Origin of the sequence: Bacillus sp. MMSF_3353 (assembly GCF_030733445.1) — a bacterium.
Taxonomy (GTDB): Bacteria; Bacillota; Bacilli; order Bacillales; family Bacillaceae_G; genus Bacillus_A; species Bacillus_A wiedmannii.
Genome location: NZ_JASHJA010000004.1, coordinates 253649 through 268112 on the forward strand (window position 1 = coordinate 253649; position 14464 = coordinate 268112).

The window sequence follows — 14464 nt, forward strand, 5'->3', positions numbered from 1 at the left end:
TTGCTATCAAAGCTAAACGAAGCTTCTAAGAATAATACAATAAAAAGGTGTGAACTAGCTTTTAGTTCACACCTTTTTATATTAGAGTTTACTATACATACATTAAATTGCTTGTTTAAGATTTAAATGTGGATTTGGTCCATACTTATTCTCACCTTCGTCACTTTCAATGATACAAAACACAAGTAGAACCGCTCCTCCAAATGGTATCAAATTTAATAGCTGCCACCATCCTGTTTTTCCACTATCATGTAATCGACGAGCTTCCACTGCCAGAGTAGGAACGATAAAAATTGCCATATATAGCAAAGTAATATTGGCTCTTAAATAGAAGACCGACGGAGAATATGAAGCAAAATATATTAATGACCAAAACGTAACCTTATTAACTAAAGTAAAAATCCAGTACTCTTTTCTCGTTGCTCTCCCACTAAATTTCGCATAGTTTTTGAGAGCATATAAATACCATTTCATTTGAATCTCTCCCTTTTCCATCCCCTAAACAATTAATTTATACATTATATACCTTATAAGTATAAATATAACATATCACAACTATAACCTCTATATTTATATAGAATATTCTGTTTATTTTTAAGTTATTTTAGTTAAGCGTTACATACCATATTTCATGGCATTTGTATTCAATTCATTATTCTCCTATTTACTTTAAAACTATTACAATTAAGCGAAGTATGAATGTATTATTAAAGCACGGAAAATCTTCCCGTGCTTTTTCTAAAACGTATATAATTTCGGATGACTAAATTCACTTACCCTAACTGACGTTTAAATGTTTTACTTGCGAAAAAGTAAGAGATGATCATGATACCTACGCACCAAGCGAGTGCAATCCAAATATCGTTGCCAACAGTTCCTTCATATAAAAGGGCACGAATCGCATTCACGATTGAAGTCACAGGCTGATTCTCTGCAAATGCACGGACAATTTTTGGCATCGTTTCGGTAGGTACAAAAGCTGAACTAATAAATGGAAGGAAAATTAGTGGATACGAGTACGCTGTCGCCCCTTCCATTGACTTCGCTTTCAGCCCTGGAATGATAGCTAGCCATGTTAGCGCTAGCGTAAACGTTCCTAGAACCCCAGCTACTGCAAGCCATTCTAACATATTAGCACTGGAACGGAATCCCATTAAGAGCGCAACAAGAATAACCACCACGATAGTAAGTACATTAGCAACAAGAGAAGTTAAAACGTGAGCCCACAATATTGATGAGCGCTTAATAGGCATCGTAATGAAACGTGCCATCAGCCCACTCTTTACATCCGTAAATAATCGTACAGAAGTATACGCTACACCGGATGCGATAGCCATTAACAAAATTCCCGGCAATAAATAATTAACGTAGTTATCCGTTCCTGTCTTTATAGCCCCGCCAAATACGTAAACAAATAATAGCATCATCATAATCGGTGTAATCGCTACTGTAATAATTGTATCCGGACTACGCATAATATTACGCATTAAGCGCCCTAGTAATACCCCTGTTTTGCTTTTCATTTACATCTCCTCCTTTTTACCGATAATCGCAAGGAAAATTTCCTCCAACGTCGGCTGCTTCTCGATATACTCTACTTTTGCTGGCGGGAACATCTCTTTCAGTTCAGTAAGAGTACCTGTCGTAATAATTTTTCCGCCATGCAAAATAGCGATACGGTCCGCCAGTTGTTCTGCTTCCTCCAAGTACTGAGTCGTGAGCAAAATCGTTGTGCCGCTGCCGGCAAGTTCCTTGACTGTATCCCACACTTCGATCCGTGCTTCCGGATCAAGTCCAGTCGTTGGTTCGTCTAGAAAAATAACTGCTGGCGCCCCAATCAAACTCATCGCGATATCAAGTCGGCGCTTCATCCCGCCTGAATACTGGTCTGCCCTCTGGTTGGCCGCATCAGTCAGGCTAAATCTTGCAAGTAGATTATCAGCAACTTGTGCCGGATTGGAAACACCACGTAACTTAGCGATCATTATCAAGTTTTCCCTTCCAGTAAGCATGCCGTCTAAAGCTGCGAACTGTCCTGTCAAACTGATGCTTTGACGAACATGATCTGGTTGTCGCTGGACGTCAAAACCGCAAATACTCACTTCACCATCATCTTGTTTCATTAACGTCGAAAGAATATTGACCGTTGTCGTCTTTCCAGCTCCATTTGAGCCTAGCAGCGCGAAAATTTCACCACGCTGCACCTCAAAATCCACTCCCTTTAAGACTTCTTTATCTTTAAAAGATTTTTTTAACCCTTTTATAGAAATCGCTGCATTGCTCATACTTTTTCCCCCTTATAAAATTAGATTACATACACCCTCTATTTAGTATCACTGATAATCTGTATTACTTAGTACCAGTTTAAAAATATAACTGAATAGCGATGGCGGCAATTCACATTTGTAACCAGCTAATCAGTCGGTATTACTAATTGCATTTATTTTTTTCTCAATTTCTTCATAATACTTTCATTCAAATCTTCACGATACTTGGAGACATACGTTTTAGCGTTTGCCACTAGTTCGTCAGCAAAGGATGCCACGTCCTCCCCAGTAATGTCAAGCACTTGTCTCCCTTCCGCTGCACCTGCTTCAAACAAATCGATTAATTCATACTGTATGTGCAGCATATCCATTCCATTACCCGCTGAGAAATTCCACATGTAGTTTTGAATTTTCTTAAACACAAACTGATAGTCCTCTGGCAGTGCTCCAACACGTGCCATCATCATTTTGTACTCTTTTTTATCACCAATTAATTTTTTAAACATTTCCAACATCTTATTTTCCTCCTTTTTTATAAAGCAGAACAAGAAACTCTCCAAATATGAGCCGGAACATTTTATATTATGAGGCTAGTTTGACTTCAAGACGTTAATTTTTGAAGATACAAAATCCCATTTTTTCCAAAACAATTCAAGCTCCTGACGGCCATCCTCATTTAATGAATAAAACTTACGAGGCGGTCCCATATCTGATGGTTTCTTTTCAATATTCACAAGCTTTTTCTTTTCTAATCGTACGAGGATAGTATAAACCGTCCCTTCTACGACTTCGGTAAACCCAAGATCATTCAGGTGGCGGGTAATCTCATAGCCATACGTTTCACGGCGGCTAATGATTTCCAACACACACCCTTCCAGTGAACCTTTTAGCATTTCAGTTAAATTTTCCATGTTATGATCCTCCTTTACCCCCTATTCTGTCTGACTTATATTCAGTATCACAGAGTACTAAGGCGAATTTTTACTGAATAGTTTTTGAGTAAAACCACACTATTCAGTATTACTTATTACAACTACATTGTATGACTAAGTAGCTATAGATGTCAACTGATTTTAAAATTTTTTCTAAAATCCGCTCTTACCTATTGTTTACTGAAAACATTTTGAGAAACAACACTACTCAGTATCACCTATTACTCCTACATTGTATGACTGAGTAGTTATACATGTCAACTCGATTTTTATATTTTTCTAAAATCAACTATTACCTATCCCGCTAAGAAAAGAAAATACCCCAAAACAAATATTCTACATTTTTGTTTTGGAGCGCTATAGGTTAGCTCTTCTTCTTAATAAGACAGATCATTCTTTTGTTACGATAAAATCATTTCCATATCTTCTGCTGCAGTTGTAATCAGTTTCAAACCAAACGTTTCTTGTAATACATCAAGCAAGCCAGGTGAAATAAATTCAGGCGCCTTTGGACCGATGCGAATATCTTGAATACCAAGACTAAATAGCCCAAGTAAAATGGCAACCGCTTTTTGTTCAAACCATGATAGGACAATACTAACTGGCAGTTCGTTCACTTCGCATTGAAAAGCATCTGCTAAAGCGGCTGCTATTTTCACTGTTGAAATTGAATTATTGCATTGCCCTAAGTCAATGTAACGCGGAATCTTTGTACCAGGTACAACACCGTACTCCACATCATTAAAGCGGAATTTCCCGCAAGAAGTCGTTAAAATAACTGTTTCTGGCGGAAGTGACGTTGCTAATTCACGATAATATTCTCCGCCTTTTCCTGGTGCATCACAACCTGCGATGACAAAGAAACGCTTAATCTTTCCTTCTTTTACTGCCTCAATAATTTCAGGAGCTAATGATAATACTGTATTATGATGGAACCCTGTTACTAACTGTTCATCCGACTCCATATGTACTTCTGGAAGTTCTAGCGCTTTTTGAATCAATGGTGCAAAATCATCATTTTCAATTTTTTGTACACCTTCTAAGCCTGCAATATCATATGAAAAGAATCGATCAGAGTACGACCCTTTAATTGGCATAACACAGTTCGTTGTCGCTAATATAGCACCTGTAAATTTTTCAAAAAGACGTCGTTGATCATACCATGCCTTACCGATGTTTCCTTTTAAATGTTTATATTTTTTCAGCTGCGGATAACCGTGTGCTGGTAACATTTCAGAATGCGTATAAATATTAATTTCTTTTCCTTCTGTTTGTTTTAATAATTCTTCTAACGCAAATAAATTATGTCCAGTAACTACAATTGCCTTACCTTCTACATGGTTTTGCGTAATTTGAACAGGCTCTGGAACACCAAAGTGATTCGTATGCGCCTCATCTAATAACTCCATTACTCGTAAAGCCGATTTCCCTACTTTCATAGCCATATCAATATGTTCTTGTTCATTAAAGTTGGAATTTGTTAATGTCATATACAGTGCTTCTTGCGTCGTAGCATCTACAAATGCATCAGTATACCCTAGCTGAGCAGCATGCGTACGATAAGCTGCAATTCCTTTTAGCCCAAACACAATCGTATCTTGTAAACTTGCAATTGTTTCATTTTTACCGCAAACACCCATCACTTTACATCCACCTGTTGGCGTTTGTTCACATTGATAACAAAACATGATCATCCCACCCTCTCCCAATCATTCCTTACAACCTAAGCATAATACCCATTGAGGAAAAGAGATGTGATATCAATCACAATAATATGTATAAATTTGTGACAACTTATATTGTTTACATAATATTTTTATTGACACAAAAAAACATTACATACCCCTGTTGTTCAAGTTTTCAAATAGCTAGACTATTGCTGAATCACATATTTAACTTTCTAGTTCATAGTACGAAAGAACAATTTCGTACTATAAATCTCTTAAGCAAACAGAAATAGACATACAAAAACGCTATTCTTTCTTTTTATTATGCAACAGAAAGAATAGCTTCTTTTCATTTTGAAGAACTATCAATTTTTTGATTAAATATTTTATGAAAAATCACTTTATTTACAATACATTTACACTACCTTAACATTACTTACATTATTTATATGATATATTTATATAGACACTACTTAATAAATTTCATATACATTGTTATCTCTATAATCTCTGATCTGATTGATAAGAGATTATGTTATATTTTCATACCAGGGGTGAATTAGGATGACTGAAACTTTAAAAACACTTATAATGCTCGATATTACTTATGTTGTTATAGCAATTATGACGGTACTGGTATTTGTATACTTGGAATTAAAATCTCAGTAACGTATGCAGGCATAATTGATGGCTTCGCATTTAAATATAGCTAGAAGAAAGCGAGGAGAAAATTGTTTCTCCTCGCTTTTATATTCCCACAGTTTCTTATTTCAACAAATCCAATGTATGTAAAAGCAATCCTTTGTCCCCTACTTCCCCATGACCAGGCACTACTGAATTGATGTTTCCATATCGCTTCAGCACATTCTCAATCGATGCGGACCATTCATTTACATAGGCATCAGCAACGTTCCCTAAATCTTTAGCTTCCGCAGATTTCACTAAACAGCCTCCAGCTAAAATGTTGTATTGCGGTAACCATACGACGATATTATCTTCTGTATGTCCTTTCCCTGGGTAAAATGTTTCTACTTTCATATTTCCAAAACTCAAATTTGTAATGGATTGTAAGTCTCCAAGCGGTTCTTCATATCCACTTTTCTTTGCTAGTTCTGCAGTTAGTGCTGTACTATGCGCCTTAATGCCTCTTTCTTTCAACGTTTTTATTCCGCCAATTCGATCAGCGTGCGCATGTGTAATGATGACATCCGTTACTCGCTTCTTAAATTTCTTTTCTACCATCTCTATTAATTCCTTCGTTAACTTATCATCCCAAGAAGAATCGACAAGTACTAGCCCTTTAGAAGTAGTAAGAACTAGCCCGTTCGAAGGAACTGCTTCTCCGTTAAAGTAACCTAACTCCGTATGAACCCATACATTTTTATTTAACTGAGAAATTGAAATAGTTCCTGTCTCATTTTTTATTACTTTTTGCTCTAGCTTTTGTTCCGCTTTCACAGAAAAAATTGTACTAACAAATTGCATTGTTCCTAATAAACTAACACATACCCCTACTTTTAATAATGTATTTTTCATTTTCTCCACCCTTTCTTTCAAATGGAATAGTTATTACCTATAATAGACAATTCATCTTAAATGTTTGTTCCATCTTTACTTGTATATTTTTATGTAAGTAACAAAAAAGCGTACAAAATTTTGTACGCTTTAAAACTTAACCTTTTATTCCATAATTCTCAAACTCTTCCTCGTTACCATAAAATACATTCAAATCAATATACTTCTCTTTTCCATTATAACCATTTAATCTCCCACGGTTCGTGTATTGCCAAAACGTCCATTTTCTCTCGTCAGATAAACTCGGTTTTGTAAAGACACTACGAATCCATATATCACATTGGGGATACGCATTCTTTATATACAAATCATATGCCTCTTGAGTTGCATACAATATTACTTTCTTACCGTAATGTTTTTCTAGCATTTTTATCATGACCGACAACTCTTTCACAACATCTTCACGCTTAGGGGGATTATCTTTTTTGTTAGCATAAAACTCAACATCAATTACGGGTGGCAATGCTTGTTTATACTTTGGAACAGTTCGTATATATTGCTCTGCTTGTGTTTCACCCTTACTATCAAAACTAAAAAAATGATACGCTCCGACGCGCATACCTGTCTTATTCGCATTCGTCCAATTTTCCGAAAAGTACTTATCTACAAACGAGCTTCCTTCAGTAGCCTTTATAAACGCAAACTTCATATTTTGCTTTTCCAACTCTCTCCAATCTATATCTCCTTGGTATGACGCAACATCTACACCTTTTATTTCATACTTATCCGCACTTATTTGATTCGGAATAAATATGCCTTGAAAGACTAAATAAGCGAAAACACTCATTACACTAATTAAGGTAAAGACTCCTCCTATAATAAGCTTCTTTTTCATTCGTATCCCCCATCTTTACACATTAATATTCCACTTACCATTCACGTTTTAATATAGCTTCGGCTAATTCACCCAATTCCGCCATCGCATACATCGTTCGCTCTTCAATCGTTGTCTCTTGAAATCCTTTTTCTTTACTGAAATTTAATACATATCTCTGGAATTCCACAATATTCATACTTAATCTCCCTTCATGATAAATACTCCGTTTTCTATTACACTTATATTTTGTTAAATTATAACATTCATACTATAATTTATTTATAACCCTTTAACGGAGGTGTTTTCAATGACTCTCTTCGCTTCCCCATCATTATTCATACTAGCAATTATTTCATTTGCACTAGCCTATTTCATCGGAGTTAAACAATACACTTGGCTCTTATCAGGATTCAATGAACGCCGTGTGCCAGATAAAGGTAAGTTATCAAAAATAGTTGGTCTTTATAATTTAACTGCCGGTGCTATTGCCACAATTGGTAGTGTCTTCACTACTCCTAATGTCAAAATCTTATTTCCTATCATTATAATTGGCCACGTTATAATCGCTGCTTATGTAAATACACGCATGGTGCATTGAAAAAAGATCAACCAAATGGATGATCTTTTTTATAATTTATCAACATATTGCTTCGCTTCTAGTAAAGAAAACCCAAAAGCCTCTCTTACTCTCTTAACTGCTGTAACTGTTTTTCCTTCTTCCATAAGCTGGCGTAACTCTTTATTAATTTCAGGTTCTCTATCTATAATTCCCATTTCTTTCGTAATTAGCTGTAATCTATCTTCCATCCTCTTTAAACGTGCATCCGTTTTCTTTTCGATTCTATTTAATTTTTCAGCAATATAAATAAACCCAAAGACCGCTATCGGTATGATCATCCAAAATTCCATGACTATTCCTCCTCATTAGCTTTCATTTGTTTTATTTCACTAACTTATGTAAATTTTACCATGAAACACATTTAATGTATAATAGTAATATACAACACTGTTGATAAAACCTTTTATTTTAGGGGGATACTTTATGAAAAGATTTTTTAAGACTTTACTACAATTTGTAGTTCTTTCAATTGCACTACATTTATTATTTGATATCGTTGGCTGGCTTGTTTTCAATGCGCCAATTCAAAACAAACAAATCATTATTTCTTTACTAACAACCTCATGGCTAATGTACATGTACCGAGATAAATTTTTTAAAGCATTCACTTCGAATTAACTAAAAGAACTTCATCGATAAAAGATGAAGTTTTTTCTTTTTCTCTCATTCTCTCTATTAACTACTGTATAATAGAACTAATATTCTGTCTTTCATAAGAAAGGAGTCACTATGAACTTAAAAAGTAACACTATATACGAGAAAATGAACCAATATTTCGTTGAAGGTTTAAGCCTTGCCGTTATACGTGATGGTAAACTAGATGAAGCAACTGCCTGCGGAACACTTGAATCTGGAACAACTAAAACTGTCACTACGAATTCCATATTCAATTCTTGTTCTATTAGTAAATTCTTCACTACAATGCTCGTACTAACGTTATCAGATCAAAAGATCGTGCATTTAGATGAAGACGTAAATGATAGACTCACATCTTGGAACATACCTACCAGTCTATTTACCTCACAGAAAAAAGTCACCCTGCGAAATTTATTAAGCCACCAATCTGGAATCATTGATCCTCCTAATAGTTTTGAGCATTATACACTTGCACAAGGGCGACCAAACATGTCTGAAATCCTTGCCGGTAAAACATCATATTGTCCAGTACCGATAGAAATAACTTATAAACCAGAAAGCGAATTTCACTACTCTGATGCAAACTTTTGTATTATTGAACTACTACTTGAAGATATAACTGGAAAACCATTCAATCTTTTACTTGAAGAATATATCTTTCATCCACTACAACTGAAAAATAGTATGCTATTCTCTACTAAAGATATAAATAAAATGGAGGCCTTTGCTTGCGGGCATAATAAAGATGGCACCGTTACAAATGAGAAGTATCCATTTTATCCATTCGCAGCCGCTTCAGGTATTTGGACAACACCAACAGACTTATCAACTTTAGTAATTGAAATCATTCATTCCTTACAAGGAAAGGGCAAACTAAAACTTTCTCAAAAATTAGTACAAGATATGATTTCTCCTCAAGGTTGCTCAAAATGGACTGGATTAGGTGTGTTTCTAGATGATTCGAATAAAGACTTACAAATGTATTCACTTGGATGGGGCGTTGGATTTCAATGTATGATGATATGCTATCCATACCGAGGTAATGGTGCTGTTATAATGACGAACGCTGACTTAGGCGTTCATCAAATGGAAGGGATTATTGGTGACGTGTTAAAAACGTTATCCTTTTAACGAAAAGAAAGAAGCTCTCCCTTCCAGCTTCTTTCTTTATATTACATTTTTGGCAACAATTTTTATATGTTCTGGTGCGATAATCTCCGTTATACTTTCTTGAAAATCTTCCTGCAACATTTCTTCAATATGTTCTAGCTGCACTTCAACATGTGTGCATTCTAAATTATGTATATTTAAAAGTGCATAATGATCTTTTTTCTTAATTACTAAATATTGATTTTCCTCTGTTACAAGTATAGAACCTAATCGTACTCCTAGTAGGCGTTGATCATCAAACTTCACAACCATTCCCCCCTTACTTTATATGTAATAAAATAACATTTTATGTAATCTGTTTTTTATAAACTATATCACAATTTATTAAAATATAAATATCATATTTCTTTTTACTAAAAACCCCTATTCTTTTATATATTTCGATACAAAAAACTTTCTCAACATAAAATTAGAATTTTCAGTTTTTATTCTTATGAAAATCAATTATAATAAAGTTAATAAATGTTTGACCTCTCCTAATTCATGTACATATGGATGATCAGTAGTCGCTGCTACTGATCTATTTTTTTGATCTCAGAAAGTAATATGATGCATCCTTTCCTACACCACAAATAAGTGCAGAGCCTCTTTGAGATTGCCACGGCAAACCGATATAATATAATCCTCTCACGGGACTTATTCCCTTTACATGATTAGGAAATCCTTTCTCATTCACTGCCTTTTCTATTTCAATCCATTTATAGTTTTGAATAAAACCAGTTGACCATATAATGCTTTCTGCACTATACGTGCCACCATTTTGAAACATAATGCTATTTTCTGATGCATGAACCACTTTTCCCTCTAGTTTAATTGCCCCACTACGAATAAGTTCTTTGCCTTCAAAACCAAACATAGGATCCTTTCTCTTCTGAAACCACTTTCCCCTCTTTGTATTTAATTCAGCATACAGTAAACCCAATTTTTCTAACCAACTAAAAATGCTTTTTCTAAAAAGACGTAACGGTAAAAATGTTAGAGGATGACTAATAGACATTGTAACTCCATGAGTTTTTGCAAGTTCTACTGCAATTTGCATTCCTGAATTCCCGCCACCTACTACTAATACTTTCCCCTCAGGAATTTGTGATGGTGATTTATATTGTGATGAATGTATTTGAAAAACATGCGATGAAAGATGTTGTGAAAATGAAGGGATGTACGGTTGCTGAAAACCACCTGTTGCGATAACAACCTTTTTTGATTGTAAAATTTCTGTAGGAGTATGTAATTCGAATATATCTTTTTCTTTCTTTATTTTAAAAACTTCAGTTTGCAATTGGACCGGTAATGTAAAGTGCCTTGCATATTCTTCTAAATATGTTGCCATTTCATCTTTACATGGAAATCCATTTCCTTCTCCTTTTACTATCATACCTGGTAAATTACTATATTCCCTCGGTGTAAAGAGTCGCAAAGAATCATATCTGTTTCTCCATGAATCCCCAATTCGGTTTCCTGCCTCAAGTAATAAAAAATTATAACCTTCTTGCTTCAAGTAATATCCCATTGCTAATCCAGCTTGACCAGCTCCAATAATAATTAAGTCTTTCACTCTAATCCCTCCTTCCACTAAACGCATGAATACTTGTTCATATATTCATACGTTTCCATAATCATAACATTTTATTTTTACATCATTCAATATTTACTCAAAATAAAAAAGGGGTAAACTCCCCTTCATTCTATCTTCCCAGTCTTTAGTGCCTGTGCCCAGTCATGTCTTTCCTGTTGAAAAGCTAACTCAGCAGCTTCCTCCCAATTATAAGGAACTGAAATTTGTTCAATTACCCATTCTCCCAAAACCTTTTCTATCACTACATATTTTGCATGCGGAGTTCCTGATTCCATTTTATGCACAATGGGTAATTCATCTTTGTACGCTGGAAGCCCTATACTCCCTGGATTTATTATGATTTTTCCGTTCGCTAAATAAACAACTCTAGGAATATGTGTATGACCACATACTATTATTTTTTGTTCTATATTTTTGAGTTGATCCATTATATTTTTTTCACTCTTTAATACTGCACCATTTTCGTCCATTTCTTCTAGTAAATACACCTCATCTGAAGTTAGTTTACCATGACAAAATAAAATATCGTCAACAATGAATTGGAAAGGATGTTGTTTTAACCAATCTATATGATTTTCTGTTAATTGATTTCGGACAAAAGTTAGTGTAGCAGACTGCTCTTGTATAGGTTCCCAAAGCATGCGATCACAGTTTCCCTTAATATGTATCATCTCATTATTCATTAATATTTCAATTGTACCTAAAGGATCTAACGGCCCATAGACGCTATCACCTAAATTAATTATCATTTCGACCTTGCGACGTTCAATATCTTCTAATACGGATTTCAAAGCGTGACTATTTCCATGAACATCTGAAATAATTGCTATTTTCATCTAAATCCCCACTTTAATATATTATTTATAAACATCTGCCGCCAATTCCCTCAAAACATCCAAGTTTACTACTTCGAAGCAACCATTGTTCTTTTTTATTATCTCTTTATCACAAAAAATATTTAATGTACGTAATAGATGACGATAACTCGTTCCTAACAATTCCGCTGTTTCCGTTAAATTCCCACTAAATACAATTCTATTTCCATGCTGCACCGCTCGTTCCCCTGCTGCTAACATGTAACTCGCAAGTCTATTTTCAAGTGGATATAGTAAATTAATTGTACTGTTTTTTGAAAGCCGATTTAACTTATGTGCTAATGATCCGCAAATACACCGTAAAAATTTCGCATCATGAAATAGTTGATTTCTCACTTTCCCTAAAGGCAAACCAACACAATATGAATCTGCCATCACTTGTACGTTTGAAGCTGTCTTTTGAGAATGAATTAACTCCACATCTCCTAACAGCTGCAAGCTATCATAAAAGCATAACAATACAGATTTCCCGTTACTTAATGTATTAAACGCTTTCGCTTTTCCTTCAACGAAGAAAAATAAATAATCTATCTCTTCATTCTCTCTACAAATAAACTCATTCTTTTTAAAAAATATTAGTTCCATATATGGTTTCATATCATTACTAAAAAAGGAGTCAATATTATTTTCTTTCATATAATTTGTTAATTTAATAGAATTACATATTTTCTTCATAGTTCCCCCGCCTTTACAACTACTCCCCATTGTAATCAAAATTTTCCCCTTCCACTATGACATATGTCATAGTAATTCACAATTTCAGCATGATACAGTCATTACAAATATGAAAATTAAAGGGGATATTACATTGTACAACTTTCTTTCTGTCTTTATTGGTGTGCTCATCGCCGTTATGCTTCCATTGAATGGGATTTTATCTGAATTAATTGGCAAGTATACAGCAAGCGTTGTCATTCACCTTGTCGGTTTAATTGCAGTTATTTTCGTTTTAATCATAAACAAAAATAAAATTTATTTTGATAAAAGCATTCCACTTTTTTTATATAGCGCTGGAGCGATTGGGGTATTAACTGTCCTTTTTAATAATATAAGTTTCTCCGTCCTTGGTGCCTCTATTACGATCGCATTAAGTTTACTTGGTCAATCCATTGCTTCCATCGTTATTGATCATTTCGGCTTATTAGGAATGAAAGTTGCAAAGTTTGAAAAGAAAAAATTAATTGGATTATGTTTCATCTCTTCCGGAATTATAATCATGACAATTTATTAATGGGGGCAAAAAAATGTTATATATTACTATCGCTATTTTAGCTGGTGTTTCTATCGTTGTTGCTAGAATTATTAACGCAAATTTAGCAGCGAAAATCGGTAATTGGGAAGGTACGTTTTTTAATTATATTACTGGATTATTTTTCTCTATGTTATTTTTAATTTTCAGTTCAGATTCAATGTACATTCCTAGTCATACGTTGCAATCTATTCCTATCGCTGTTTACTTAGGCGGATTAGTAGGCGTTATCGTCATCTCGTTATCGAACTATATTACACCTAAAATATCAGCATTTTATTTAACGTTACTCATCTTTATCGGACAATTATTTGCGGGGACTATCATTGATTTCATCTTGTCACACGAACTCTCTATAGGAAAGGTTGTCGGTGGCATTTTCGTACTAATCGGACTCACTTACAATTTACTCGTAGATCGCCCTGTTAAAACTGTGCAGAATAACCAAGTTCAATTATAATACTTTACGCTTCCCTATCATATATTAATAGAAAAGCTCTTCATACGAAGTGATAGAGAGGAGAATATTCTATTAAAAAAATCATTTTACTGCTAGGTAGTGCATTGATTATTTTTGGAATCGCATGGTTTTTCAACTCGGGGAAATCTATTCAAGATTTCTATACAGCAAATAAACCAAAGAAGAAAGCTACTATCATTTCAACTCAAAGAGATCCAAATAAGCCCCCTGTCTTTTTAGGAAAACAGGAAATAAAAGATATACATGTCGAGTCAATTAAAACAAAAAAAGATATCTTTCTCACGAAAACAGATGAATTAAAAACATTCATTAACAGTATGGATACCGCCAAAAAAGGAAAATTAACATTAGATGAAGAAGGATCAGATTTAATAGACTGTGATATGTGGATTACTTTCGAGGATGGGACTTATAAAAAATATTTCATATGGGTAGTTGACCATCACAGTAACGAAGTGATGATTGCTCAACAAGATACTCCTAATGATGTAAACCTTACGTACTATCAATTAAATGAAGATAGTTCTAAAAAAGTTTATAACTTATTTAAAAAAATCATTTAAACGAAAAAGTCATGAGCGAATAAGCTCATGACTTTTT

Annotated in this window: 19 protein-coding genes and 1 pseudogene; 6 read left to right on the plus strand and 14 right to left on the minus strand. The window is 34.4% G+C overall.

All coding sequences use genetic code 11. From position 1 onward, the window contains the following. Nucleotides 1–102 precede the first annotated feature (102 nt). The 9 genes and pseudogenes from RBB48_RS12180 to RBB48_RS12220 all read right to left on the minus strand — a co-directional run. A complete protein-coding gene (locus RBB48_RS12180; RefSeq protein WP_097889803.1) occupies nucleotides 103–474 on the minus strand; it encodes a DUF805 domain-containing protein in 372 nt (123 codons plus the stop codon). 299 nt (nucleotides 475–773) lie between these two features. Further along, a complete protein-coding gene (locus RBB48_RS12185; protein ID WP_088064090.1) occupies nucleotides 774–1523 on the minus strand; it encodes an ABC transporter permease in 750 nt (249 codons plus the stop codon). After that, nucleotides 1524–2285: an ABC transporter ATP-binding protein gene (locus RBB48_RS12190; protein WP_046954684.1), complete on the minus strand. Its 762-nt coding sequence runs from the start codon at nucleotides 2283–2285 to the stop codon at nucleotides 1524–1526. It abuts the gene before it with no gap. Between the two features lie 155 nt (nucleotides 2286–2440). Then, a complete protein-coding gene (locus tag RBB48_RS12195; protein ID WP_000891990.1) occupies nucleotides 2441–2782 on the minus strand; it encodes a DUF1048 domain-containing protein in 342 nt (113 codons plus the stop codon). 75 nt (nucleotides 2783–2857) lie between these two features. Continuing rightward, on the minus strand, nucleotides 2858–3178 hold the full coding sequence (locus RBB48_RS12200; RefSeq protein ID WP_000429486.1) for a PadR family transcriptional regulator: 321 nt from the start codon (nucleotides 3176–3178) through the stop codon (nucleotides 2858–2860). 422 nt (nucleotides 3179–3600) lie between these two features. Then, nucleotides 3601–4887, minus strand: coding sequence for a hydroxylamine reductase (gene hcp, locus RBB48_RS12205; protein ID WP_088064488.1), 1287 nt, complete (start codon nucleotides 4885–4887; stop codon nucleotides 3601–3603). 744 nt (nucleotides 4888–5631) lie between these two features. Next, entirely contained in the window at nucleotides 5632–6402 is a 771-nt protein-coding gene (gene bla2, locus RBB48_RS12210) for a BcII family subclass B1 metallo-beta-lactamase (RefSeq protein WP_088064091.1), read from the minus strand. Between the two features lie 136 nt (nucleotides 6403–6538). Then, entirely contained in the window at nucleotides 6539–7276 is a 738-nt protein-coding gene (locus tag RBB48_RS12215; protein ID WP_088064092.1) for a glycoside hydrolase family 25 protein, read from the minus strand. Nucleotides 7277–7316: 40 nt separating this feature from the next. Continuing rightward, a pseudogene (locus RBB48_RS12220) lies at nucleotides 7317–7454 on the minus strand (nucleoside triphosphate pyrophosphohydrolase family protein); the annotation flags it as partial. Between the two features lie 111 nt (nucleotides 7455–7565). Between RBB48_RS12220 and RBB48_RS12225 the strand changes: the two are divergent. Next, complete coding sequence (locus tag RBB48_RS12225) at nucleotides 7566–7856, plus strand: DUF3784 domain-containing protein (protein ID WP_048543795.1); 291 nt, start codon at nucleotides 7566–7568, stop codon at nucleotides 7854–7856. A 29-nt stretch (nucleotides 7857–7885) separates the two neighbouring features. Here the strand turns inward: RBB48_RS12225 and RBB48_RS12230 are convergent, their stop codons facing one another. Then, nucleotides 7886–8167, minus strand: coding sequence for a hypothetical protein (locus RBB48_RS12230; protein ID WP_061677629.1), 282 nt, complete (start codon nucleotides 8165–8167; stop codon nucleotides 7886–7888). 133 nt (nucleotides 8168–8300) lie between these two features. On the opposite strand from RBB48_RS12230, the gene RBB48_RS12235 reads away from it, so the two are divergent. Both RBB48_RS12235 and RBB48_RS12240 read left to right on the plus strand, forming a co-directional pair. Further along, nucleotides 8301–8495: a hypothetical protein gene (locus tag RBB48_RS12235; protein WP_088609569.1), complete on the plus strand. Its 195-nt coding sequence runs from the start codon at nucleotides 8301–8303 to the stop codon at nucleotides 8493–8495. Nucleotides 8496–8606: 111 nt separating this feature from the next. Continuing rightward, on the plus strand, nucleotides 8607–9644 hold the full coding sequence (locus RBB48_RS12240; RefSeq protein WP_306007696.1) for a serine hydrolase domain-containing protein: 1038 nt from the start codon (nucleotides 8607–8609) through the stop codon (nucleotides 9642–9644). Nucleotides 9645–9680: 36 nt separating this feature from the next. Here RBB48_RS12240 and RBB48_RS12245 read toward each other — a convergent pair whose 3' ends face one another. The 4 genes from RBB48_RS12245 to yeiL form a co-directional block, all read right to left on the minus strand. After that, on the minus strand, nucleotides 9681–9929 hold the full coding sequence (locus RBB48_RS12245; protein WP_000666938.1) for a hypothetical protein: 249 nt from the start codon (nucleotides 9927–9929) through the stop codon (nucleotides 9681–9683). Nucleotides 9930–10203: 274 nt separating this feature from the next. Continuing rightward, the gene (locus tag RBB48_RS12250) at nucleotides 10204–11238 is read right to left on the minus strand and encodes a flavin-containing monooxygenase (RefSeq protein WP_306007697.1); all 1035 of its coding nucleotides are present in this window, start codon (nucleotides 11236–11238) and stop codon (nucleotides 10204–10206) included. A 125-nt stretch (nucleotides 11239–11363) separates the two neighbouring features. Continuing rightward, a complete protein-coding gene (locus tag RBB48_RS12255; RefSeq protein ID WP_306007698.1) occupies nucleotides 11364–12095 on the minus strand; it encodes a metallophosphoesterase family protein in 732 nt (243 codons plus the stop codon). Nucleotides 12096–12116: 21 nt separating this feature from the next. After that, entirely contained in the window at nucleotides 12117–12809 is a 693-nt protein-coding gene (gene yeiL, locus RBB48_RS12260) for a transcriptional regulator YeiL (RefSeq protein ID WP_016118364.1), read from the minus strand. A gap of 109 nt (nucleotides 12810–12918) precedes the next feature. On the opposite strand from yeiL, the gene RBB48_RS12265 reads away from it, so the two are divergent. The 3 genes from RBB48_RS12265 (at nucleotide 12919) to RBB48_RS12275 (ending at nucleotide 14427) form a co-directional block, all read left to right on the plus strand. After that, nucleotides 12919–13365 carry a DMT family transporter gene (locus tag RBB48_RS12265; RefSeq protein WP_002008184.1) on the plus strand — a complete coding sequence of 149 codons (447 nt, stop codon included), beginning with the start codon at nucleotides 12919–12921 and terminating at the stop codon, nucleotides 13363–13365. Between the two features lie 13 nt (nucleotides 13366–13378). After that, nucleotides 13379–13843, plus strand: a complete 465-nt coding sequence (locus RBB48_RS12270) for a DMT family transporter (RefSeq protein ID WP_000965807.1) — start codon at nucleotides 13379–13381, stop codon at nucleotides 13841–13843. Nucleotides 13844–13932: 89 nt separating this feature from the next. Then, nucleotides 13933–14427, plus strand: a complete 495-nt coding sequence (locus tag RBB48_RS12275) for a hypothetical protein (RefSeq protein WP_113732326.1) — start codon at nucleotides 13933–13935, stop codon at nucleotides 14425–14427. The last annotated feature ends 37 nt before the right edge of the window (nucleotides 14428–14464 follow it).

Bases quoted from the DNA above. Each gene is read 5' to 3' on its own strand.
- RBB48_RS12180 (WP_097889803.1), bottom strand. From the start codon at position 474: ATGAAATGGTATTTATATGCTCTCAAAAACTATGCGAAATTTAGTGGG.
- RBB48_RS12185 (WP_088064090.1), bottom strand. From the start codon at position 1,523: ATGAAAAGCAAAACAGGGGTATTACTAGGGCGCTTAATGCGTAATATT.
- RBB48_RS12190 (WP_046954684.1), bottom strand. From the start codon at position 2,285: ATGAGCAATGCAGCGATTTCTATAAAAGGGTTAAAAAAATCTTTTAAA.
- RBB48_RS12195 (WP_000891990.1), bottom strand. From the start codon at position 2,782: ATGTTGGAAATGTTTAAAAAATTAATTGGTGATAAAAAAGAGTACAAA.
- RBB48_RS12200 (WP_000429486.1), bottom strand. From the start codon at position 3,178: ATGGAAAATTTAACTGAAATGCTAAAAGGTTCACTGGAAGGGTGTGTG.
- hcp (WP_088064488.1), bottom strand. From the start codon at position 4,887: ATGTTTTGTTATCAATGTGAACAAACGCCAACAGGTGGATGTAAAGTG.
- bla2 (WP_088064091.1), bottom strand. From the start codon at position 6,402: ATGAAAAATACATTATTAAAAGTAGGGGTATGTGTTAGTTTATTAGGA.
- RBB48_RS12215 (WP_088064092.1), bottom strand. From the start codon at position 7,276: ATGAAAAAGAAGCTTATTATAGGAGGAGTCTTTACCTTAATTAGTGTA.
- RBB48_RS12225 (WP_048543795.1), top strand. From the start codon at position 7,566: ATGACTCTCTTCGCTTCCCCATCATTATTCATACTAGCAATTATTTCA.
- RBB48_RS12230 (WP_061677629.1), bottom strand. From the start codon at position 8,167: ATGGAATTTTGGATGATCATACCGATAGCGGTCTTTGGGTTTATTTAT.
- RBB48_RS12235 (WP_088609569.1), top strand. From the start codon at position 8,301: ATGAAAAGATTTTTTAAGACTTTACTACAATTTGTAGTTCTTTCAATT.
- RBB48_RS12240 (WP_306007696.1), top strand. From the start codon at position 8,607: ATGAACTTAAAAAGTAACACTATATACGAGAAAATGAACCAATATTTC.
- RBB48_RS12255 (WP_306007698.1), bottom strand. From the start codon at position 12,095: ATGAAAATAGCAATTATTTCAGATGTTCATGGAAATAGTCACGCTTTG.
- yeiL (WP_016118364.1), bottom strand. From the start codon at position 12,809: ATGAAGAAAATATGTAATTCTATTAAATTAACAAATTATATGAAAGAA.
- RBB48_RS12265 (WP_002008184.1), top strand. From the start codon at position 12,919: ATGAAAATTAAAGGGGATATTACATTGTACAACTTTCTTTCTGTCTTT.
- RBB48_RS12270 (WP_000965807.1), top strand. From the start codon at position 13,379: ATGTTATATATTACTATCGCTATTTTAGCTGGTGTTTCTATCGTTGTT.